At 71.8% G+C, this 21,095-nt stretch carries 22 protein-coding genes; 5 read left to right on the top strand and 17 right to left on the bottom strand.

Annotated elements, in window-relative coordinates; genetic code table 11:
- Position 1: 1 nt before the first annotated feature.
- The 3 genes from Q5425_RS27150 to eccB are packed head-to-tail and all read right to left on the bottom strand — an operon-like array spanning position 2 to position 2,765.
- Positions 2 to 640, bottom strand: a complete 639-nt coding sequence (locus tag Q5425_RS27150) for a response regulator transcription factor (protein WP_103351455.1) — start codon at positions 638 to 640, stop codon at positions 2 to 4.
- Positions 637 to 1,332, bottom strand: a complete 696-nt coding sequence (locus Q5425_RS27145; RefSeq protein ID WP_308675142.1) for a response regulator transcription factor — start codon at positions 1,330 to 1,332, stop codon at positions 637 to 639. Before Q5425_RS27145 ends, Q5425_RS27150 begins: the two co-directional genes overlap by 4 nt.
- Positions 1,333 to 1,343: 11 nt before the next feature.
- The gene (eccB, locus tag Q5425_RS27140; RefSeq protein WP_308675141.1) at positions 1,344 to 2,765 is read right to left on the bottom strand and encodes a type VII secretion protein EccB; all 1,422 of its coding nucleotides are present in this window, start codon (positions 2,763 to 2,765) and stop codon (positions 1,344 to 1,346) included.
- A 141-nt stretch (positions 2,766 to 2,906) separates the two neighbouring features.
- Here eccB and Q5425_RS27135 point away from each other — a divergent pair, with 141 nt between their 5' ends.
- Positions 2,907 to 3,947: a type VII secretion protein EccE gene (locus Q5425_RS27135; RefSeq protein WP_308675140.1), complete on the top strand. Its 1,041-nt coding sequence runs from the start codon at positions 2,907 to 2,909 to the stop codon at positions 3,945 to 3,947.
- A gap of 5 nt (positions 3,948 to 3,952) precedes the next feature.
- Here the strand turns inward: Q5425_RS27135 and Q5425_RS27130 are convergent, their stop codons facing one another.
- The 7 genes from Q5425_RS27130 to Q5425_RS27100 form a co-directional block, all read right to left on the bottom strand.
- Positions 3,953 to 5,221: a glycoside hydrolase family 30 beta sandwich domain-containing protein gene (locus tag Q5425_RS27130; RefSeq protein WP_308675139.1), complete on the bottom strand. Its 1,269-nt coding sequence runs from the start codon at positions 5,219 to 5,221 to the stop codon at positions 3,953 to 3,955.
- Between the two features lie 170 nt (positions 5,222 to 5,391).
- A complete protein-coding gene (eccD, locus tag Q5425_RS27125; RefSeq protein ID WP_308675138.1) occupies positions 5,392 to 6,765 on the bottom strand; it encodes a type VII secretion integral membrane protein EccD in 1,374 nt (457 codons plus the stop codon).
- A 34-nt stretch (positions 6,766 to 6,799) separates the two neighbouring features.
- Positions 6,800 to 7,120, bottom strand: a complete 321-nt coding sequence (locus tag Q5425_RS27120; protein ID WP_308675137.1) for a YbaB/EbfC family nucleoid-associated protein — start codon at positions 7,118 to 7,120, stop codon at positions 6,800 to 6,802.
- Positions 7,117 to 7,587, bottom strand: a complete 471-nt coding sequence (locus Q5425_RS27115) for a hypothetical protein (protein ID WP_308675136.1) — start codon at positions 7,585 to 7,587, stop codon at positions 7,117 to 7,119. Before Q5425_RS27115 ends, Q5425_RS27120 begins: the two co-directional genes overlap by 4 nt.
- The gene (locus tag Q5425_RS27110; RefSeq protein ID WP_308675135.1) at positions 7,587 to 8,948 is read right to left on the bottom strand and encodes a WXG100 family type VII secretion target; all 1,362 of its coding nucleotides are present in this window, start codon (positions 8,946 to 8,948) and stop codon (positions 7,587 to 7,589) included. Before Q5425_RS27110 ends, Q5425_RS27115 begins: the two co-directional genes overlap by 1 nt.
- Before the next feature lie 3 nt (positions 8,949 to 8,951).
- Positions 8,952 to 9,980, bottom strand: a complete 1,029-nt coding sequence (locus Q5425_RS27105) for a hypothetical protein (RefSeq protein WP_308675134.1) — start codon at positions 9,978 to 9,980, stop codon at positions 8,952 to 8,954.
- A 32-nt stretch (positions 9,981 to 10,012) separates the two neighbouring features.
- Positions 10,013 to 10,783 (bottom strand): WXG100 family type VII secretion target, encoded by a 771-nt coding sequence (locus Q5425_RS27100; protein WP_308675133.1) that lies wholly within the window; start codon positions 10,781 to 10,783, stop codon positions 10,013 to 10,015.
- Positions 10,784 to 10,925: 142 nt separating this feature from the next.
- Between Q5425_RS27100 and eccCa the strand changes: the two genes are divergently transcribed.
- The gene (gene eccCa, locus Q5425_RS27095) at positions 10,926 to 14,852 is read left to right on the top strand and encodes a type VII secretion protein EccCa (RefSeq protein ID WP_308675132.1); all 3,927 of its coding nucleotides are present in this window, start codon (positions 10,926 to 10,928) and stop codon (positions 14,850 to 14,852) included.
- A 57-nt stretch (positions 14,853 to 14,909) separates the two neighbouring features.
- Here the strand turns inward: eccCa and Q5425_RS27090 are convergent, their stop codons facing one another.
- From Q5425_RS27090 to Q5425_RS27070, 5 genes are all read right to left on the bottom strand, one after another.
- Positions 14,910 to 15,116 carry a hypothetical protein gene (locus Q5425_RS27090; RefSeq protein ID WP_308675131.1) on the bottom strand — a complete coding sequence of 69 codons (207 nt, stop codon included), beginning with the start codon at positions 15,114 to 15,116 and terminating at the stop codon, positions 14,910 to 14,912.
- Positions 15,117 to 15,143: 27 nt separating this feature from the next.
- Entirely contained in the window at positions 15,144 to 15,275 is a 132-nt protein-coding gene (locus Q5425_RS27085) for a hypothetical protein (protein ID WP_308675130.1), read from the bottom strand.
- Between the two features lie 114 nt (positions 15,276 to 15,389).
- On the bottom strand, positions 15,390 to 15,635 hold the full coding sequence (locus Q5425_RS27080; RefSeq protein ID WP_308675129.1) for a hypothetical protein: 246 nt from the start codon (positions 15,633 to 15,635) through the stop codon (positions 15,390 to 15,392).
- Between the two features lie 111 nt (positions 15,636 to 15,746).
- Positions 15,747 to 16,124: a hypothetical protein gene (locus Q5425_RS27075; RefSeq protein WP_308675128.1), complete on the bottom strand. Its 378-nt coding sequence runs from the start codon at positions 16,122 to 16,124 to the stop codon at positions 15,747 to 15,749.
- 123 nt (positions 16,125 to 16,247) lie between these two features.
- Positions 16,248 to 16,553, bottom strand: coding sequence for a hypothetical protein (locus Q5425_RS27070; RefSeq protein ID WP_308675127.1), 306 nt, complete (start codon positions 16,551 to 16,553; stop codon positions 16,248 to 16,250).
- A 314-nt stretch (positions 16,554 to 16,867) separates the two neighbouring features.
- Here Q5425_RS27070 and Q5425_RS27065 point away from each other — a divergent pair, with 314 nt between their 5' ends.
- The gene (locus Q5425_RS27065) at positions 16,868 to 17,572 is read left to right on the top strand and encodes a S1 family peptidase (protein ID WP_396135252.1); all 705 of its coding nucleotides are present in this window, start codon (positions 16,868 to 16,870) and stop codon (positions 17,570 to 17,572) included.
- 62 nt (positions 17,573 to 17,634) lie between these two features.
- Positions 17,635 to 18,078, top strand: coding sequence for a YdeI/OmpD-associated family protein (locus tag Q5425_RS27060; protein WP_308675125.1), 444 nt, complete (start codon positions 17,635 to 17,637; stop codon positions 18,076 to 18,078).
- On the opposite strand, the gene Q5425_RS27055 is transcribed toward Q5425_RS27060, so the two are convergent.
- Positions 18,079 to 19,485 (bottom strand): AMP-binding protein, encoded by a 1,407-nt coding sequence (locus Q5425_RS27055; RefSeq protein WP_308675124.1) that lies wholly within the window; start codon positions 19,483 to 19,485, stop codon positions 18,079 to 18,081.
- Between the two features lie 32 nt (positions 19,486 to 19,517).
- The gene (locus Q5425_RS27050; RefSeq protein ID WP_308675123.1) at positions 19,518 to 20,516 is read right to left on the bottom strand and encodes a hypothetical protein; all 999 of its coding nucleotides are present in this window, start codon (positions 20,514 to 20,516) and stop codon (positions 19,518 to 19,520) included.
- A gap of 218 nt (positions 20,517 to 20,734) precedes the next feature.
- Between Q5425_RS27050 and Q5425_RS27045 the strand changes: the two genes are divergently transcribed.
- Positions 20,735 to 21,079 carry a WXG100 family type VII secretion target gene (locus Q5425_RS27045; RefSeq protein ID WP_143264192.1) on the top strand — a complete coding sequence of 115 codons (345 nt, stop codon included), beginning with the start codon at positions 20,735 to 20,737 and terminating at the stop codon, positions 21,077 to 21,079.
- Positions 21,080 to 21,095 lie beyond the last annotated feature (16 nt).

The raw sequence follows: 21,095 nt of genomic DNA, 5'->3' as shown, positions 1-21,095 counted from the left end.
GCTAGCGGAGGAGGCCTTCGCGGATCGCCACCCGGACGAAGCCCGCGCGACGCCTTTCGCCCGTCTTGTCGCGGATGCGGTCCAGGTAGGAGCGGACCGTGCGGACGCTGATGTTGAGGATCTCCGCCACGTCCACGTCCCGCTCCCCCGCCGCCACCAGGCGCAGCACCTGCTTTTCGCGCTCCGACAGCACGATCTTCGGGCCCGCGTGCCGCTCTTCGCTGTCCTGGATGATCATCCCGGCCAGCGTCGGCGACACGTACGCGTTGTCGTCGGCGATCGTGCGGATCGCGCGCAGCAGCTCGTCGCCGTCGACGTCCTTGGACAGGAAGCCCTTGGCGCCCGCCTGCATCGCCCCGAGCACCTCCGGCTGTTCCGCGTGCGCCGAGACCACCAGCACCTTGTGCCCCATCTGCCCCACTTCCAGGACCGCGGCCGCGTCCTGGACCCCGCGCAGCTTGAGGTCGAGGACGACGACGCTGCCCGCCGGCTGGTCCTGGACGGCGAACCGGGCCACCGAGTCGGCGACCGCGCCGAGCTCGATGTCCGGGGCTTCGGTCAGCACGCGGGTCAGCGCGTACCGGTAAAGCGGGTGGTCCTCGATCACGCCCACGGAGATGCGCCGCGCCGACTCGCTCATTTGCGGCCGCCGCGCCGGGGGCCGGCCTCGCCGATCAGGCCGCGCCGGATGGCCTCCTTGACCAGGCCCGGCCGCCGCCGTTCGCCCGTCTTGTCGCGGATCCGGTCGAGGTAGCCGCGCACCGTGCGGACGCCGATGCCGAGGATCAGCGCGATGTCGACGTCCCGCTCCCCCGCCGCCACCAGCCGCAGCACCTGTTCCTCACGCGGGGACAGCTCGGCTTCGGCCGACACGGCGGGCCGGTCGGCGTTGTCCTTCATGATCATCCCGGCGACCACCGCCGAGACGTACGCACCGCCGCCGGCGACCGTCTTGATCGCGATCAGCAGCTCGTCCGCGTCGACGTCCTTCGACAGGAACCCGCGGGCCCCGGCCGCGATCGCGCCGAGCACCACTTCCGGCTCGGCCTGCGCGGAAACCACGAGCACGTGGTGCCCGAGCTCGCAGACCTCCAGCACGGCCGCCGCACCCGCGACGCCCGGGAGGCCCAGGTCGAGCAGGACCACGCTGCCCGGCGGCTGCCGGTGCACGTGGAACCGGGCGACCGAATCGACGACCGCGCCGAGCTCGACGAAGTCGGCCTCGGCCAGCACGCGTTCGACGGAGACGCGGTACAGCGGGTGGTCTTCGACGACCGCGACCCGGACCCGCCCCTGGTCCAGCTCACCCTCGGTCGGACGCTCTTCTGTCATGTGCACGACTTTCACCCCGTTCCACCCGACGGAGCCGGCCGTCCGGCCGAGGCCGGGTCCAGCGCGGGGCCCGTCGGCACCAATGCCAGCAAACTACCTGCGATCGGCGGCTTGGCGACGCCTCCGTAGCCGAGCGAGGCCAAAGCTTGCGCGTTCACCACCGGGTACTTCCGGCCCGTGTCGGTCACCAGGTAGGTGGTGACCGAACCGGCTTCGACGACGACGGCTCCCCCCGACGGGGGAACGAACACCTCGTCCGCCACCCTTGCTTCGGTCCGGGTGGCGACCTGGATGGCCTTGGCGCCAGCGGGAAGCGGGAATTCGGCCGAAACGAGCAACCGGCTGCCCTGAACGCACAGCGCCACGGCGTTCCCGGTGATCGGCGCCTTGCCGGGAATGCGGTCCGGGTACGCGGCCGGGTCGGCGCCGCCGGTGCGCGGCGCGGCGACCTTCGCGACCGCGGCGACGTCGGCCGCGCGGACCTCCACCGGGGCGGGCGGGCCGGGGTAGGCGGCGGCGTTGGCCCCCGTCGTCACCAGCAGGCTCGCCTCGGTCTGCCCGACCGGCTCGAGGCCGCCCGAGCGGACCAGGTAGTACGACGTGGCGGTGCCGGGCGCGGCCATCGCGTCGACGACGGCGAGGACTTCGCCGACGCGGGTGGGGCGGCCGCCCACGGCGGGCCCCGGGTCGCCGGCGCCGCCGACCGGCAGCGCGGTGAGGTCCCGGCCGGCCGGGACGGTGTCGAGCCACCGCGACGCCACCGCGATCGTCGGGTAGCTGTCGAACTGCAGCGCGGTCGCGGCCTCGTCGCTCAGTTTGTAGCGCCGTCCGCCGGCGAGCAGGAACCGCTCGCCCTGCGGCAGCCGCACGATCACGCCCTGGTCCCGCGGCAGTTCGACGCCGGACGCGGGCGGGGCCAGCAGCACGGCGGTGCGCGGTTCGGCCGACGCGGGCGCGTCCTGCGTGGTCCGGCTGCAGCTCGTCCAGGCACCGGTCACGAGGGCGTTCGCCGTCGGCAGCGAGTCGGGCGCGCCGGGGATGCCGATCTGGTCGCCGCGGCCCGCCTTGCCGAGGTTCTCCGGCGACACGGACACGGTCGCGTCGCCGTTGCCGCCGGCCAGCAGCCGCGCGGACGCGTAGTTGAGCACCGGGTGCAGCACGCCGTCGGCGCCGAGCACGAACCGCGCGCCGGTGCCCTCCTCGACGATCACCTTGCCGCCGGCCAGCCAGTCCTTGCCGCCGGAGGGGTTCAGCAGGCCGATGATGCCGAAGACGGCGGTGACCAGCAGGGCGGCCACGACGCCCAGCACCGTGCCCAGCACGAGCCGGCGGCTGGGCGAGACGGGGTGGTTGGCGTCGGCGGCGACGAGCGCGGAGACGAGCCTGCGGCGGAGGAACTGGTACGCCTGGATCTGGTCCCGCTGCGTCCACACGCTGCTGTGCCCCCGGCTGTGTGCGTCGACCCTCCGAGTGGCCGATGCTAGGCACCGGATCAGGGAGCGGCGAGGGTAATTTTTACGCCCACGCCCCATCTGGCGAGGCAGTAGCGTCGGAGGCCGGGGAAAGGGGAGCCCGTGTCCGTCGATACCGCCGTCCGCCCGGCACCGTCGCGGCCCGCGTCCACGCCGCTGCCGTGGCTGCTGCCGATCCGGCCGCTGCAGGCGGCGCTGTGGGAGCTCGCCGCGATCGCCGTGCTGCTCGCGTGGCTCGTCGACGGCGTCACGCAGCCGGTCCGGCTCGGCGTCGGCGTCGGAGCGGGCTTGGCCGTGCTGCTGACGTCGGTGCGCTTCGCCGGGCGGCACCTGGCGGGCTGGGCGCTGACGTGGACGGCGTTCCGGTTGCGCCGCCACGACACCCGCCGCGAAGGCCCGGATCCGCTGCTGCGCGTGGCCGGGCCGGTGCGGGTGCGCCAGCACGTCGACCGCGCGGGCAACCGCTTCGGCGTCGCGGAGATCGACGGCGGCTGGAGCGCGCTGATCCGCCTGACGCCCGGCCCGGGAGCGCCGGAGCCGCTGGTCGAAGCCCTGCGCTCGGCGTACCGGCGCGCGGACATCCCCCTGGCGTCGGCGCAGCTGCTGACGTGGGCGGTTCCCCGGGGTGACCAGGTGCTGCGGGTGCGCTGGCTGGCGGTGCGCTACCGGCCGGACCTCGCCCCGATCGCGGCGCTGGCCCGCGGCGGCGGCGACCTCGGGGCGCTGCGGAGCACGGCGTCGGCGGCGTTGAGCTTGATGGGCGTGCTGGCGGAGGCCGGCTACCAGAGCACGGTGCTGGAAGCCGGAGAGCTGGCGAAGGAACTGCGGGTGGCACTGGGCGTCCAGGGGCCGGCTGCCGGGCCGCCCGACCGGTGGCAGTCCTGGGTGTGGGGCGATTCGACGCAGAGATGCTTCACCACGCGGTCACCGCGGGTCCTGGACACAGCGGTCCCCGGGGCGGCCTTCACGGCCACGTCGTACACGCTGACGCGGACGGCGGGCGGCAAGGAGAAAGCGGAAGTGACGATCCGGGTGGGGGCCCGGCCGGGTGCGCCGGTTCCCGCGCCGCCCTCGGTGGTCCCGCTGCACGGGCGGCACGGTGCCGGGGTGCGGAAGACGCTGCCGCTCGCCCTGGACTCCTGACGAACTCAGTTCACCACGAACGTCCGGATGCTGCGGGCAGGCAGCTGAGCATTGAACGCCCCATTCGAAATGGTGACGTCGTTGTACCGCGCAAGATTTGCACTCGCGCTCGTCAGCCAGGTCTGAGCGGTCCCGGACCCGATATCCCGCACAGTGAACGCGAGATCGACCGCCGCGGTGTTCTTGTTGATCGTGACAACGACAATCCGGGATCCGCTCTTGAACGCCGAGACGTAAACGTTCGACTGCGGGTTCGCGGTCGCGGTGATCCGCGAGAACCCAGGACGCACCCACTTCGCGAAGTGCGCCATACAAGCACCCCGCTTGCTGATCTGCCCGTCCTCGCGCATCGGACCGTACGAGCGGCGGATGTACCACCACACGTAGGTCTGGAACCGCCCATCGACCAACGCCCGGTGGACGTGCTCACCCACGTCGAGCGCCTGCGGCCACAGGTCGGCCGAGTCGGTGCTGTTCGGGTAGTAGACCTCCGTCATCCACAGCTCTTTACCGCCACCCTTCTGCTGGAAGAGCGGATAGGGCAGGTCAGCGAACCGGGTGCCGTAGAGGTGCGTGCCGATGATGTCGACGTTCGCCAAGGCGGCGGGATCGTTGAGGATGGGGTCGGACATGGTCTTGCGGTACTGGAACGACTCGGGCGCGATGACCCGGGTGCTGATCGCGCCCGCGTTCTCGCGCAGGAACTTGACGATCTCGCTCGCGGTCCACGCCGTCCATTCCTGGGCGTAGTCCGGCTCGTTCTGGACCGAAATCCCGTACAGGTTCACGCCGTTGTTCGCCATGAACGCGGTGAAGTCGTTCAGGTGCTGCGCATAGGCACCGTAGGCGTTGTACCGCAGCCGCTTGCCGCCGGAGAAACTTTCGGTCATCGACGCGGGCGGGTTCCACGGCGAGGCGATGACCTTGGCCCCGAGCTCACTCGCGCGCCTGGCCGTGGCAACCTCGCGGCTCCAGTTGGCGCGGTCCTCGTGGACGGGGATGCGCAGCACGGTGAACCCCAGCTGCCCCGTCCCGTTGCCGAAGGCCGTTTCGCGCTGGGCGGCGGTGAGATCGCTGATCCAGACGGTGTGGTTCATCCCGCCGAAGCCGAGGATCGTCTGCTGCACGTTGGACGGCTCGACGACCACGGCGGTGGCTGCCGCAGCCGGTGTTCCCACCGCCAGCACCGGCAGCGCGGCGCTCGCCGCCAGCACGGTCCGCCGGCTCAGGAGCGGCGAACCCGCGCTCTCGGACTGGTCTGGACGTGGTGTCATGGCATCTCCCTGGTGTCGACTGCGGGGGTGGAGGCGAACAACCTGGGAGCGCTCCCAAAAACATTATTAACAGCGTCCGTGCGGCACGGTCAAGGCAACCGGTGATCGAATGAATCGACTGCCGATATTTCACGGAGTTTCACGATGAGCCATTCACGTACCGGAACAACTCAGCCGCGGACGGCTTCGTACACCCCCGCGATCATCCCCACCACCGGCACCAGCGACAGCAGCACCAGGAACTCCGACACGTCCAAAAGCCGCGACCAGTACGGCGAACGCAGCCCGCGCGCCACCCGGGTCGCGTACACGAGGCACACCACCGCCGCCAGCACCACCGCGCACCCGGCCGCGAACACCGCCGTCCGGTCGCCCGAAGCCACCAGCCACGCCCCCGCGCACACCAGCGCCGGCACGCCGAAGCCGATCAGCACCAACCGCTGCGCCCGGCCCGCGTACGACCGTGACCGCAGGATCCAAGCCAGCCCCAGCAAAACGGCCAGCCCCGCCTCCCACGACCCGCCCGAGGAAAGCACGACGGACGCCGCCAGCACCACCAGACCCAGGGCCACCAGCAACCCCGTCAGCACCGCCTGCGCGTGGGACGTCCGGCCGATCATCTCCGTCCCCAGCGACGGCTGCTCGTCCGCGCGGAACGCCTCCATGTCGTCCGGCACGCGCGGCAGCGGCAACCGGGCCAAGCGCAACGCCAGCATCGGGGCCACCGCCGCCAGCGCCGTGCTCAGCACCGCGACCACCGCCGCCGCCGACAGCGGGGACACGCCCGCCAGGAGCACGATCCCGGACGTCACCGCGCCGAAGGCCGCCGCGCCCGTGATCGCCACGAACCACGGCAGGCGATCGGCCACCGAGACCGCCGCCAGCACGCCGTACACCGTCACGGCCGCGAAACCCGCCGCCAGCGGGCCCGCCGACAGGGAGAACAGCGGATGCGGTGGCAGCACCGACATCCCCGCCAGCATGGCCACCCCGACGCCGGCCAGCGACCCCGCCGCGCCCGCCTCGGCGTCGCCGTAAGCGCGGCTCAACGCCCCGCCGCCGAGCAGCAGCACCAGCGCCAAGAGCCCGGTCCCGATCGGCGCCAGGACGCTCCCCGACGCCGCCGCCTGCACCAGCAGACCGCCCGCCAGCAGCAGGACCACCGCCGCGACCAGGCCGGACCGCCGCGCCACCGACGGGCCCCAGCCGCCGTCGGCGTCGGCGACACTCGCGATCGAGTCGACGACGTCGTCGAACAGCAGCGGACCCCGCGGGCGCTCCCGCGGGGTCAGGTGCAGCACTTCGCCGTCGCGGATCTGCGCCGCCGCGACGCTGAGGCCCAGGGCGAGCGGTGCGCCGCCCAGCCTCGAGAGGACCCAGCCCGGGTGCTCGGCCGACGCCTGCCCGGCTGCTCCGGCCAGCCGGACCAGCTGTGGCACCAGCTCGGCGAACGTCGACTGCTGCGGCAGGGCGACGTCGACGCGGGCCCGTGGCGTCACCACGGTGACCCGCCGGGTGGTGCCCGTCAAAGACGCCGTGCTCATGCCGCCTCCGCGGGAAAAAGTACGTCGGCGGTCATCAGACGTTCTTCGCGGCCGCGATCACCGGCGCGAACTTGGCGCTCGACGCCTCGGCGAGTTTCTGCAGCCCGGCGTTCACCGCTTCGAGGACGATCTCCGAGAGGTTGCGGGCGTCGTACTCGCGGATCGCGCGGGGGTCGATGTCGATCGAGGTGAACCGGCCGTCGCCGCGGAGGGTGACGGTGACCTCGTTCTGCCGCGAGTGCGCCTTGACCTCCATCGCCTCGACCGTGCGCTGGACCCGCTGGACCTCTTCGGTCTGCTTGCGCACCTGCGCGAGCAGCTCGTCCATGTCCGGCACCGCGTACGGATCGGTCACTGTGGTGTCCCTTCGTGCTGGCGGACGTGGACGCCGGCCACGAACCGCTGGAAACCGGGTGAGAGCCGCCGGGCGGTCGCGGGTGCGGCCGTGCAGGCGAGCTCGAGCACCAGGCGGTCTTCCGGGGCGGGGCCGGGGACCGTCAGGTGCACCTGGGTCTGGATCAGCTCGGTGCCTTCGCCGGTGCGCAGGCACAGGAGCTGCATGACGCCGGGGACGGCCGGGTCGCCGACGTCGCGGCGGCTGAGCACGTCGAGCCCGGCCAGCGTGCGGGCGAGGCGTTCGACGGCTTCGGCGGCGATCGCGGCCATCGGGGTGTCGTCGGGCCGCTGCTGCACGCTCACCGTGATGTTCGGCGTGAACTCCTCGCCCGCCACCGGGTGCACGGCGACGAACACCGCGCCCGAGTCGCCCGGGTCGACGGCGGTCCAGCCGTCCGGGATGACGAAGTCGAGGGGAAGCTTCATCACAGCCCCACGTACGCGACGGCGTCGTCCCAAGCGGCACCGACGGCGTCGGCCGCGTCGCCGGCCGCGTGGCTGACGGCGTCGGCCGCCGCGCCGCCGTATTCGCCGATCGTGTGGCCGAGCTTCGGCAGGTCGATGTCGATCTTCGCGCCGACCCCGAGGCCCAGGCCGAGCGCCGCGCCCGCCTTGAAGTTCACCTTGAGGTGCCCCGCGTCGTACACGGCCTGGGCGTCGAGCTGCGCGCCGAGGCCGTACTGCAGCGTGCCGTTCGCGCCGACGCCGATGCCCGCGACGTCCGCGGCGACCTCGCCCTCGACCTTCCCGCCGACGAAGGCGTTGGCGTGCGCGCCGACGCCGTGCGCGCCGATCGTGCCGGACGCGCTCACCTCGCCGCCGGCGAACACCGTGCCCTTGGCGTGGGCTTCGGCGACGCCCCACGCCTTCTTGGCTTCGGCCTCGCCGTGCAGCGCCGCGAGTTCCGCGTGCCCGGACGCGGAGGCGTCCCAGCCCTTCGACGTGATCTTCCCGTCGTAGCCGGGGGAAAAGCCGTCCTGCTCGTGCTGGAACTTGTAGTAGGTGATCTCGGTGTTGCGGCCGATCTTCTCCTTCAGACCCGACGCTTCCGGCTGCCCGAACGGCGTGTCGGCCTTCTTCGGCGCGCGGGTGCCTTCGAGGCCGTCCCAGGTCAGCTTCTTCCAGCCGGAGTTGCCGAACCACGACGGCACGGTCCGCGGCCGCTTCCGGCCGTCCAGCGGTTCGCCGTTGAGCCAGTGCAGCGGCCCGCGCGCCCACTTGCCCAGCTCGTGCTCGAGCCGTCCGACACCTTCGGGCGGGAACAGCTCGGCGAGGGCGTCGGAAAACTCGTCGACGACCTGGCGGGCCGCTTCGACGCTCTGCTCGCCGAGCTGCCGCGCGGCCTGGATGAACGCGCCGACCGACGCGGAGTTCACCGCACGGGCCTGGGCGGTCAGCTGCGCGGCGTAGGAGTCGAACTGCGCGAGCACCGAGGCGACGGCGGCCTCCGCGGACTGCACGAGCCTCGCCGCGGTGGCGAGCCGGTTCGCTTGGTCGTCGAGCTTCGCGGCGGTCTCGGCGAGTTCCCGGCCGAGTTCGCCCGCGGCCGTCGCGAACGCGGTGTAGGCGTCGCCGTCCCAGTCCGCGTGCAGGGTCTTCGCGGACTCGTCGATTTCGCGCGCCCGGCCCGAAACCGCCGACGCCCGGACGGCGACGCGCTGCGAGGCGGCGCTCAGCGCCCCGGGATCCCCGGTGACGCGCCGGCGGCATTCGACGAGCACGCGCCGGTACCCGGCCAGCACGGAGCTGACCACCCCCGACGCGTCGACGACCCCCGAGCCCGCCATCGGCTAGTTCCCGGCCGCGTCGAAGCCGACGTGCTGGCTGAAGTGCTTGCCGTTGTAGTCCAGATCGATGTCGAGGTCGAAGTCCCGGCCGCCCGGAGCCTCCACAGTGGACTCACCGGTGGTGAGGTTGGTGTGGATGACGACCTCGTCGGCGTGCCCGGCCGCCGGGGCGGGCACCGAAGGCGCGGGTGCGGGTGCGGGCACCGAAGGCGGCGTCACCGGGTGGTCGACGGGGATCCAGCTGTTCGCCGGGTTCGCCGTCCCGGTCGCTGCCGTGCCGCTGGAACCGCCGCCGGTGGCGAGCGCGGGCGGGGTGTAGTCGGTGAACGAAGGCTGCTGCGGGATCCCCCCGCCGCTCCCGCCCGCCACCGCCTGCTGCCCCGACGGGCTCGCCACCGGCGGCGGGGTCTGCGGCGCCGTGACCGGGGTGCTCCCGATCGACGGCGTCGTCGCGCCCGAACTGCCGGAACCGTGGTGGAAGAGCTTCTCGATCTCGCCGATGACCTGTGCGAGCGTGGTGACCTGCTGGGCGAGGTCCACCGCGCCGAGCGCCTTGAGCAGCGCGCCGATCGCGGTGATGAACGCCCGCAGCGACGCGCTCGTCGCGGTCGACAAAGCGACCGCGGCCCCGTAGGTCCACCAGTTCGACATCAGCGCGGCGACCGTGGGGTTCACCGCGGAGACGACCGCGCGGTAGGCCTCCTGCGCGGTCTTGATCAGGGTGCCGGAGACACCGAGGAGCTCGGCACCCTTCTGGACGACGTCGATGATCTTCGTCAGCTGGCCGAGGGAGTCGTTGATCTTCTTCAGCGCCGACTCGCTCGCCGCCCCCGACCAGATCTTGCCGAGCTGGTCGGCGGCCTTGGTCAGCTCGTTGTACATGCTGAGGAACTGCTCGGCCTTGCGGACCAGGTCCACCACGTGCTTCGCGATCTGCTCGGGCTGACCGGTGACGATCTGCGGCAGGATGGTGATCGGCCCGCCCGAAGACGCGGTCGCGTCCATCGCGCTGGAGTTCGGGAAAGTCAGCATCGATCCTCACATCAAGTTCGAGGGGCGGACGATCAGACGACGGAGGCGGGCCGGTAGACGCTGACCCTGGCCAGCCCACCGGTGCGGGCGTCGAGCAGCCCGTGGTTGTAGAGGCGGCCGCCGTCGCCGGCGACGCCGATGACCGGATGGCGGTCGGAGAACAGCAGCGGCTCCACGACCACGACATCGCCGCTGTGCACCCCGCCGGGCACGTCGGAGAACGTGCGCGCGGTGCCCGCGTAGACCTCGATCAGCCCGACCCGCGCCTGGTTGTCGGCGTCGCCGGCCAGCCAGTCGTTGAAGTCGGCGACACCGTGGAAGCGCGTGTCGGTGATCGGGTGGTCGCCGAGCCGGCCGAGCCGCGCGTCCCCCAGGTAGCGCAGCACGTTCCCGACCGACGACGGCTCGCCGTGGGCGCCCGCGCTGTCGTTGATGGCCAGGGTCGCGAGCTCGGAAGCGTGGGAACTGCCCCAGATCGAGGACGCGCCGCCCGCCGGCGCGTGCCCGCCGCCGTAGCCGGAGGCGACGTCCTGGTCGGCCGCCTGGTAGGCGTCGGCGCTGGCCTTGACGAGCCCGTTGACCTGCTGCAGCAGCTGCAGCAGGGTGCGGACGGCGGTGATCTGGCCGGAGTGCAGGGCCGCGTTCGCGGCGGCGACCGCGCTGCCGAACGTCGCGAACGACATCGGCTGCACGACGAGCCGCTCGAGGTCGGCCACGGCGTTGATGCCGTGGGCGATGATGCCCCCGACGTTGCCCACGGCGGAGCGCATCGCCTCGGGCTCAGCCCGGTACTCGCCGGCCATGGGTCTCCTTCCGGGTGGCTTGCTCGGCTGAGCGTAAGTTCGGCCCCGGAAGCGGGCGGACGGCAAAAGTACCCACCGCGACGGGGCGGCGAGTGGCCAAAATACCGGTCAGACCGCCCCCGGACTGGAGCAACCTGTTCAGATGAGCCTGCCGCCCGACCGACCGAGCGAAATCGTGCTGCAGTCCCCGCCGATGCTCCCGAAGAGCTCGTCCGGCGGCATGGTGCAGCTGATGATGTTCCTGCCGATGATGCTCGGCATGGGCGCGATGTCGTTCGTCTACATCGGACGCGACGGCGGCGTGATGACCTGGATCTTCGGTGCGTTGTTCGTCTGCGCCATGGGCGGCATGGTCGTGATGTCGCTGGGCCGCGGCGGAATGGCGAAGAAGGCGCAGATCAACGACGAGCGCCGGGACTACCAGCGCTACCTCTCCGGGCTGCGCGCCCAGGTCCGCGACATCGCCGACGGCCAGCGCGCGGCCATGATCGCCGTCCAGCCCGACCCGGCCGACCTGTGGGCCTACGTCGAAACCGGGAAGCTGTGGGACCGGCGGCGCGGCGACCCCCAGTTCGCGCAGGTGCGCGCGGGCACCGGGCCGCAGCGGCTCGCGACGCCGTTGAAGGCACCGCAGACCGTGCCGCTGGAAGACCTGGACCCGGTGTCCTCCACCAGCCTCAAGCACTTCATCCGCACCTACTCGACGGTGGACGGCCTGCCGGTCGCGCTGTCGCTGCGGTCGTTCGCCGCGGTCACCGTGGCCGGGCGGCGGCCCGACGTGCTCGGCCTGGTGCGGGCGCTGGTGTGCCAGCTCGTCACCTTCCACTCCCCCGCGGAGCTGCGGGTCGCGGTCTGCGTCTCGCCGGACCGGCAGCACGACTGGGAATGGGCGAAGTGGCTGCCGCACGCGACGGCGGCCGGCGCGGCCGACGCCGTCGGCTCCCGGCGCCTGGCCGCCGACACCGCGGCCGGGCTGGCCGGGCTCCTGGGCGCCGACCTGGGCGAACGTCCCGCGTTCAGCCGGGGCGCGGCCGCCGGGCTCGACCTGCCCCACCTCGTGGTCGTCGTCGACGGCGGCACCGCGCAGGGCGAGCCCCGGCTGATCGGCGAGGACGGCAGGCTCGGCGTCACGGTGCTCGAGGTGGGGCAGGAGCACCCGCGGGCGTCCTCGACCGAGAAGCTGCTGAGCCTGCACACCGCACCGGGGTCACTCGGCATGGTCGTCGGCGAAGGCGGCGAGCAGCGGCTCGGCTTCCTCGGCCGCCCGGACGTCCTCGACCGCGGCGCCGCGGAGGCGCTGGCCAGGATGCTGACGCCGCTGCACACGCCGGCCGCGGTCGTCGGCGAGAAACCGATGTCCACGACGTTCGGGCTGGCCGGGCTGCTCGGCATCGGCGACCCGCGCGACACCGACACCGCCGTCACCTGGGCCCCGCGGGCGGCGCGCGACCGGCTGCGGATCCCGCTGGGCGTCAACCCCGAAGGCCGTCCGGTCGAGCTGGACCTCAAGGAGTCGGCCGAAGGCGGGATGGGCCCGCACGGCCTCGTCATCGGTGCGACCGGGTCCGGTAAGAGCGAACTGCTGCGGACGCTGGTGACGGCGCTGGCCGTGATGCACAGCTCGGAGACGCTCAACCTGGCGCTCATCGACTTCAAGGGCGGCGCGACCTTCGCCGGGATGACCGGGCTGCCGCACACGTGCGCCGTCATCACCAACCTCTCCGACGACCTCGCGCTGGTCGACCGCATGGCCGACGCGCTCAACGGCGAACTGCTGCGGCGGCAGGAACTGCTGCACGCGGCCGGGAACTACGCGTCGGTGCGGGACTACGAGAAGGCCCGCGCGGACGGCGCGCCGCTGGACCCGCTGCCGTCGCTGCTGGTGATCATCGACGAGTTCAGCGAGCTGCTGTCCTCCCGCCCGGAGTTCATCGACCTGTTCGTCGCGATCGGCAGGCTCGGGCGCTCGCTGGGTATTCATTTGCTGCTGGCCTCGCAGCGGCTGGAAGAGGGCCGGCTGCGCGGCCTCGACTCGCACCTGTCGTACCGGATCGGGCTGCGGACGTTCTCCGCGGCGGAAAGCCGCGCGGTGCTGGGGGTCGCCGACGCCTACCACCTGCCGCCGGTGCCGGGCTCGGCGTACCTGAAGTCCGACACCGAGACCCTGATCCGGCTCAAGGCCGCCTACGTCTCCGGAGAGCTTCCGCCGCGGAGCACCGTCGTGCGCGAGGACGGCCAGGAACTGGGCGTACTGCCGTTTTCCCTGGCCCCGGTGGAAATCCCGGTGACGACGGAGGTCTCGCCGGCGTCGTCGGAGGAGGGTACCGGCGAGACGATCATCGGGGCGATGCTGGCGCGCCTGGAGGGCCGCGGGCCGGCCGCGCACCAGATCTGGCTGCCGCCGCTGACCGAACCGCCGACCCTGGACCAGCTGCTGCCGCCGCTCGGCGAGGACGCGGCCCGCGGCCTGTGCCCGCTCGGCTGGGGTGGCAACGGGAAGCTCACGATCCCGGTGGCGCTGGTGGACAAGCCGTTCGAGCAGCGCCGCGACCTGCTGTGGGCCGACTTCTCCGGCGCGGCCGGGCACGCGCTGATCGTCGGCGCGCCGCAGAGCGGGAAGTCGACGCTCATGAAGGACATCGCGGGCATGCTGGCGCTGACCCACACGCCGGCCGAGGTCCAGCTGTTCGTGCTGGACATGGGCGGTGGCGCGCTGGCACCGATCGCCGGGCTGCCGCACGTGTCGGGGTATGCGACCCGGCGTGACGCGCAGCGCTGCCGCCGGGTCGTCGCCGAGCTGACGACGTTGCTGGAGCAGCGCGAGGAGTTCTTCGCCGCGCAGGGGATCGAGTCGATGGCGGCGTTCCGCGCCCGCCGCGCGGAGTTCACCGAAAGCACGGACGACCGCGAATTCGGCGACGTGTTCCTCCTGGTGGACAACTGGACGACCATCCGCCAGGAGTACGAGCAGCTGGAGGAGCAGATCACCGGCCTGGCGGCGCGCGGCCTCGGTTTCGGCATCCACGTGATCGTCTCCCTCAACCAGTGGATCGGCGTCCGCGCCCAGCTGCGCGACGCGATCGGCACGCGTTTCGAGCTCCGCCTGGGCGACCCGATGGACTCGTCGATCGACCGCAAGGTGGCGGCCAACGTCCCGGCCGACCGCCCGGGCCGCGGCATCACGGCGGAGAAACTCCACTTCCTGGCGGCGCTCCCCCGCATCGACAGCGACCAGCGCCCGGAAACGGTGGGAACGGGCGGCGTCGACCTGGTGCGCCGCATTTCGGAGGCGTGGAAGGGCCCGCGCGCCCCGCAGGTCCGCCTCCTGCCGCCGGAGGTACCGCTGGACACGCTGCCTGCTGCTCCCTCGCGGCAAGTCACGTTGGGCATCGCGGAATCGACGTTGCGCCCGGTGTACCTGGACTTCGCGGCGGACCCGCACTTCGTGGCCTTCGGCGATGTGGAGTCGGGCAAGAGTTCGCTGCTGCGGGCCATCGCTTCGGGCATCACGTCGGCTTACACCCCGGAGGAAGCAGCGATCATCGTGGCGGACTACCGGCGCGGTCTGCTCGGCGCGGTCCCGGAGCCGCACTTGCTGGGGTACGCGGGCGCCGAGGGCAAGCTCACGGACTTGATCGCGGAGTGCGCGCAGGCGATGCGCAACCGCCTGCCGGGCCCATCGGTGACGCCGGAGCAGCTGCGCAACCGGTCGTGGTGGCGCGGTCCGGAGCTGTTCGTCCTGGTGGACGACTACGAGCTGGTGGCAACGGTGGGACGCAACCCGTTGCAGCCGTTGCTGGAGTTCCTCCCGCAGGCCCGGGACATCGGCCTCCACGTGATCATCGTCCGCGGCTCCGGAGGCGCCGGCCGGGCGTTGTTCGAGCCGGTCCTGCAGCGGCTGCGGGAGCTGGGCTCGCCGGGGTTGATCATGTCGGGGACGAAGGACGAAGGGGCGTTGCTGGCGGACGTGAAGCCGTCACAGCAACCGCCGGGCCGGGGAACGCTGGTGTCGCGGCGGCATGGGACTGGGCTGGTCCAGGTGGCGTGGACGAAACCGGCGGAGTCGTAAGCCCAGGACGCGCAGTTCTCCGAAGCTCACCCAAGAACTCGCGGACACCTCGGCCGTCTACGGCAGCGGCGGGTACCGGGCCGCGATCGTCAGGGGCACACCGCCGACCTTCTTCGCGTAGCGCCCGAAACGGGTCCGGGCATCGTCGACACCGCCGTTGACCGCTCCCCGGACGAAAGCCGGGGAGCCGCCGAGCTGCGCATAGCCGTCGGTCGTGACCAGCAGCGCCGCCGAGAAGTCCGGCAGCGCCACTGCGAAATCCACCTCTCGCCAGGTGGCCCACCGCCATCCTCACATCGACCGCGTCGGCACCGACGCGGAGCACCGCGGCGAGTGTGCGGGCGAGGCGAGAGAAACCACGATCCCGTCGAGCAGGACGGCGGACAGCTCGCCGGCGGTGCCCGGCACGACTCGATCCGTCACCAGAGCACACCCTTGTTCACGATCTCCAGGAACTGGTCGACCGTCCTCGAGGAGGAAGAACACCTCATTCGACCCCCGTGCCAGCAGGTATCCGCACCCGCTCGCGCAGAACGCCTAGGCCCGGAATTCACCGAGCCAGGACCAGTCCCCGGGCCGTGCCGCCAGCCGTTCGAGGACCTCCGTCAGACCCGAACCCAAGTCAGCCAACTCGGCACGGATTCCGCCCTGATCGCCCAGTCCCACGCCGGACAGGAGCACGGTCCAGGTCTCACCCTGTTCGGCCATCCGTTCGTCATCGGCTTTGACGAGCGTCGTGACACCAGCTCGCGCGAGCCTGGTCATCAGGGCTTCGATGTCCACAGAGGTCCTCTCGGCATTCACGTAGGGCAGCCGGCATGAGCAGGTCGGTGGGGAACCCTTTCCGGCGAAATGCTCGGCCGACGGGCACGGGACCCGGCCGGTTCACTCGCCTCACCCTCGGGCGAGGACAGTCCACTCCTGCTCTGAAGTGACGTACGCGTCGTCCGACAAGGCCCGTGGGTGCGACCGGACGGTGTAGCTCATACAACCCACCAGCCCATCTGATCCGCTCGACCTGAGCACCAACGCGACGATCTCCGGTGCGCGTTCCACGTCGAGCCCCGCCACCTCGAGGATCTCCCGCACCTGGTCGCCGTACGCATGGGCGATCTCCAACCGCGGGTACACCGTCTTCAGCTTCAGCCCCAGCACTCCGTAGAAGGTGATCTGGATGAAATCGTCGGCCGAGGCGGGACCGAAGCTGCGGAGGCTGAGCTCCGAATGACTCAGCTGGTATCGCCACGGCCGGAACTTCCGGTCGAAGGCCATGGGGAGTTGATCAGTCGGCGACATGTCCACATCATTCGAGGGGGGCAGGAGCACCGTCGTTGTACCACTCGGCCCGCGGCCACGGCTCCGGGTGCTCACGAACGAAGTTCGGTTCCCACCCGGTCACGTGACCGTCCTCGGTCGGCCGACCACGGGGTATTCCGCCTCGATCGCGGACAGGGCGTCGAGGATTTCGGGCAGGTCGGATTGGTCGAAGTCACCGACGCGGAAGGACAGCTTGTTCCCCGCCCCGTGCCCGTCAATGGTCAGGCCATCGACTTTCACCTCCCCGGATCCGGTCACCGTGACGATCAGGTCGAGCCAGTCCTCCATGGAGTTCAGCCGCGCGACGCCACCGAACTCGTCGTGGGCCTTCGCCAGCTCCTCCCGGAAGGCGCGCAGTTCCTCGGCCCGCAAGCCGGCGGGCACCCGGGCGGTGAACCCGCCCGCCGCGACCTCGAGCGGGCTGAACAGCCAGTTACCCGGTCACCCGTCTTCGACCCGATGGTCACCGATGACTTCTCTGCATCGTCGTCGAACTCACTCATTGCAAGATCACCACCACCACATCAACCCTGTCGTCGACGATGACCTCAACGACGCCGCGGCACCGAGGTGGGCGATTTCGCCTCGACGACGTTACCGACTTCGGTAGGTTCCGAAAATCCTTCACGGCTCTTACGTTGAGCTGGTCGTCCCGTTCGGGACGGATATCCGGATCACCTGGGCCGAAGGGCATTTTCATGCGAATGTCGAGGGCTGTAGCCGCGGTGGGAGCTGCCGCCGCGGCGCTGAGTCTGGTCTCAGCGGGGGTTGCGGACGCCCAGCAGGACATCATCGGCGGGAGCACGGTCTCCTCCGCGCCGTGGGGCGCCCAGATCTACTGGAACAACGTGACGACGTACGGCGGTTTCGAGTGCTCGGGGACGATCATCGCCCCGCAGTGGGTGCTCACCGCCCGGCACTGCCTGAACTCGCCGGGCATGCACGTCAAGGTCGGCAACGTGACGCTCCAGCAGGGCACGAACGCGAACGTCGACCAGCAGAAGGCGTCCCCGAACGGGGACATCGCGCTGCTGCACCTGACGACCGCGGTCACCACGACGTACATGAAGCTCGGCACGGGCAACCCGCCGACCGGGTCGACCAACCAGATCTACGGCTGGGGCCGCACGCAGGGCAGCAGCCCGCCGTCGAGCACCCTCAAGACCGCCAACGTGCGCGTGACCGGCCTGAGCTCGGACGCCTACGGCGGCACGGCGATCGCCAGCCAGGGCATCAACGGCTCGGCGTGGCACGGCGACTCGGGCGGCCCGCAGCTCTACAACGGCGCCCAGGTCGGGGTGTGCTCCACGGGCAGCAACTCCGGTTCGAACCCGCAGGGCACGCAGAACTACGCGAGCATCGCTTCGAGCCGCAGCTGGATCCGCACCACCGCCGGCGTCTGAGCGGTCGTGTGCCGCGTGCCGGCTTCCCTGCGCGGGGAGCCGGCACGCGGCATACTCGCGGCATGGAGTTCCGCACCCGGGTCCTGCTCGGCGGCAAGACCGCGACCGGCCTGCCGGTGCCCGCCGACGTCGTCGAGGCGCTCGGCGCCGGCAAGAAGCCGGCGGTCACCGTGACGCTCGGCGGCCACACCTACCGCACGACGGTCGCGAGCCGCGGCGGGCAGTTCCTGGTCCCGCTCAGCGCGGAGAACCGGGCGCGGGCCGGGGTCGCCGCCGGCGACGACGTCGAGGTCGGGATCGCTCTCGACACCGCGCCCCGCGAACTCGAGATCCCCGCCGACCTCGCGGAAGCGCTGGCCGCCGACGACACCGCCCGGGCGCGGTTCGAGACGCTTTCCTACAGCGCGAAGCAGCGGTTCGTGCTGCCGATCGGCCAGGCGAAAACCGCGGAGACGCGGCAACGGCGCGTCGCCAAGGTGATCACCGACCTCCGCGCCGGGAAGTAGCTAGTCCACAACAGACGCCCGCAGCGCCGCCTTGTCCGGCTTTCCCGAGGAGGCGACCGGGACCGACGAGACGAGGCTGAACCGCGCCGGCACCGCCGCCTCCCCCAGCTCGGCCGCCACCGCCTTGCGCACCTCGTCGAGGTCCGGCGACCGTCCCGGTACCGGAACCACGAACGCGTGCGCCGCCTCGCCGGTTCGCTCGTCGGGCACCGCCACGACGTACGCCTGGTCGACGTCCGGGCACGAGGCGATCGCCCGCTCGATCGGGCCGGTGTAGTGGATGATGGCGTTCACGATCACCACGTCGCGGGCGCGGCCGGACAGGTGCAGGTAGCCTTCGGCGTCCACGGAACCGAGGTCCTGCGTGCGCACCCAGCCGTCGTGCAGCACCTCGGCGGACGCGGCGGGATCACGCCAGTAGCCCGCGAACGCCGACGGCGTGCGCACCCAGACCTCGCCGTGCCGCACCGAAATTTCCACCGTGTCGCACGCCTTTCCGACCGAGCCGGCGCCTTCGCCGGCCCGGCAGATCGTCAGCATCCCCGTCTCGGTCTGGCCGTACGCGTGATGCATCGCCGGCCCGATCCGCTCGGCCGCCTCGGCGAGCGTGTGCGGCGGCACCGGCGACCCGGCCACGATCAGCCTCCGCAACGAGCTCAGGTCGACGTCCGAGCCGCGCAGGACGTCCAGCATCCGGTGCAGCCGCGGAACCGTCGTCAGCGCCGCCGTGATCCCGAGCCGCGGCAGCACCCCCGGGAAGTCCGGCGGCTCCTCGGGGATCACCGCCGTGCCGCCCGCGAACAGGCACACACCCAGCTGCTCGACCATCACCGCGCTGGCCAGCGTCCCGAACAGCAGGTACCGCCCGAAGCCCGCGCCCAGCCGCTCGTGGGCCGAGCCCGGCACCGGCGGCCGCCACACCCGGCCTTCGGTCAGCCCGCGGTAGCTGTAGGCCACGCCCTTCGGGACGCCGGTGCTGCCGCTGGTGAACACGACCGTCGCGATGTCGTCGAGGCTTCCCTGCGGCACCGGCTCGGCGTACGGCGCCGACAGCAGCCGCTCCACCGGGAGCACCGGCACCGGGGATTCCCCCGGCTCGTCGGCGATCAGCGCCGCGACGTCGCCGAGGATGTGCCGCAGCTGGGCGTCCGGCAGCCCGGGCCGCACCGCGACCGCGCGGGCGCCGAGCACGTGCACCGCGATCAGCGCGGCGAACCCCTCCGGCGTGACGGCGGTGGCGAGCCCGACGCCGTCGCCCGGTCCCAGCCCGGCCGCCCGCAGGCCGGCGGTGCACCGGCCGATCAGGTCCCGCAGCTCGCCGCGGGTGGTGACCCGCGAGCCGTGTTCGAAGGCGGGGACCTCCGGCGTGCGCTCCAGCTCGTCCAGCAGTGCCTGCGGGTGGACCATTTCGACGCACCTTTCGCCCGGGACGTCCCGGTCTACCGGGCGGATCTCAGAATTTCGGCAGAAACGACCCGCTCCCGGGGCAGCGACCGGAGCGACCGCAGTGACAGCGTGGCGGCGACGGCGACCGCGGCGGCCAGCCCGGCGGCGGCGAAGAGGGTCCAGAAGTCCGGGTGCACGATGGACTGACCGCGTTCGGCCTGCCAGGTCAGCAGCGCGATGAGCCCCGCGTAACCGGCGCCCGCGGTCCGGACCAGCCGGCGGCGGACGACGTCGGACCCGAGCAGCGGGTACCGGCGGGCCAGCAGGAGCAGCCCGAACGCCACCAGCGGCAACGCCTGCAAGCCGTGGATGCCCACGAAGTGCGGGATCCGCAGGTCCCCGCCGACCGTGCTCCAGCCGACCACCGGCAGCCCGGGGCCGCCGTCCTCGACGCCGACGGAGTGCGCGCCGAACGTCGAGAGCTTGCCGCCGGAGTCCAGGACCGCCTGCTGAGCGGGCGACGGCGAGAACATCATCGTCGCGACGTACATCCCGGCGACCGCCAGGGCGCCGCCCCAGCGCAGCGCCGAGTTCAGGGCGCGGTCCGGCAGGCGCTGGAACAGCAGCAGGACGACGACGGCGGCGGTCGTCAGCCACGCCGTGTACGCCCCGCCGGCGACCAGGTTGTTGATCGTGTCGTCGGCCGGGGTCGCTTGGTTGAAGTGCAGGGTGCGGCCGCGCACGATCAGCTGCCACAGGAGCAGGGCGAAGTCCATCCCGATCCCCGCGGCGAAGGCCGTGCCGAACCACCAGCCGGCGCGCCGGCCGCGGCGCACGTGCGTCAGCAGCCACGCCAGCGTCAGCGCGTACATCCCGAACGAAACCGAGAACTTGAACGGCTTGAGCCAGATCGGCGCGTTGACCAGCGTGCGATCATCGGTGAGGAGCCCGAGCAGCGAGACCGCGCACAGCACCCCCATCGCCCCGGCGAGCACCACCAGTGGACGGTGCCACGTGCGGACCGTGACCAGCGGATTTCCCTTGTCTGCCATGCTTTGAAGCCTGGCGTGGCGGCCGGGCGGGGTCACTGGAGCGCGCCGCCGTCCCGGGGTGGGGTGCGCCCTACCGCCACCGGCGTGGGTAATAGTGCCGTCAGTGCGACCGGCAGTTGTGCCGTTTGACCACACTGGCCTCTTTCCTAGCGTGACTTTCACACCGCGCGGACCACCCGCGCCAGGGGAATTCGCTTCAGGAAGGAGGTGGCCCGTCGATGTCCAGTCCGGGATTCCAGGCAGATTCCGCTGCTATGACGCGCGCCGTCCAGGGTTTCGAGGAAACCGCCACGAACGCCAAGTCCACGATGGCCAGCTTGGAGTCCGAGCTGACCGAGGCCCTGCGCAACTACAAGGGTGACCAGGCCGTGGCCTTCTGGGACCTCCAGCGGCGGCTGCAGGAGAAGATGACCGCGGCGGTGAAGGAGCTCGACACGATGTCGCAGCTCGTGCACACCAGCCACGCGAACTACGGCCGCGGCGACGCCGACGTCCACCAGAGCTTCCAGGGGGTCGGCAACACCCTCGAGGGCTCGGGCGTGCTCCCCCGCCTCAACCCCTGACCCGAGAGGACGCCCA

The organism is Amycolatopsis sp. A133, from assembly GCF_031082405.1.
GTDB lineage: Bacteria > Actinomycetota > Actinomycetes > Mycobacteriales > Pseudonocardiaceae > Amycolatopsis.
The sequence above is the reverse complement of the archived record's forward strand: the minus strand, read 5'-3'. Positions and strand labels throughout refer to the sequence as shown.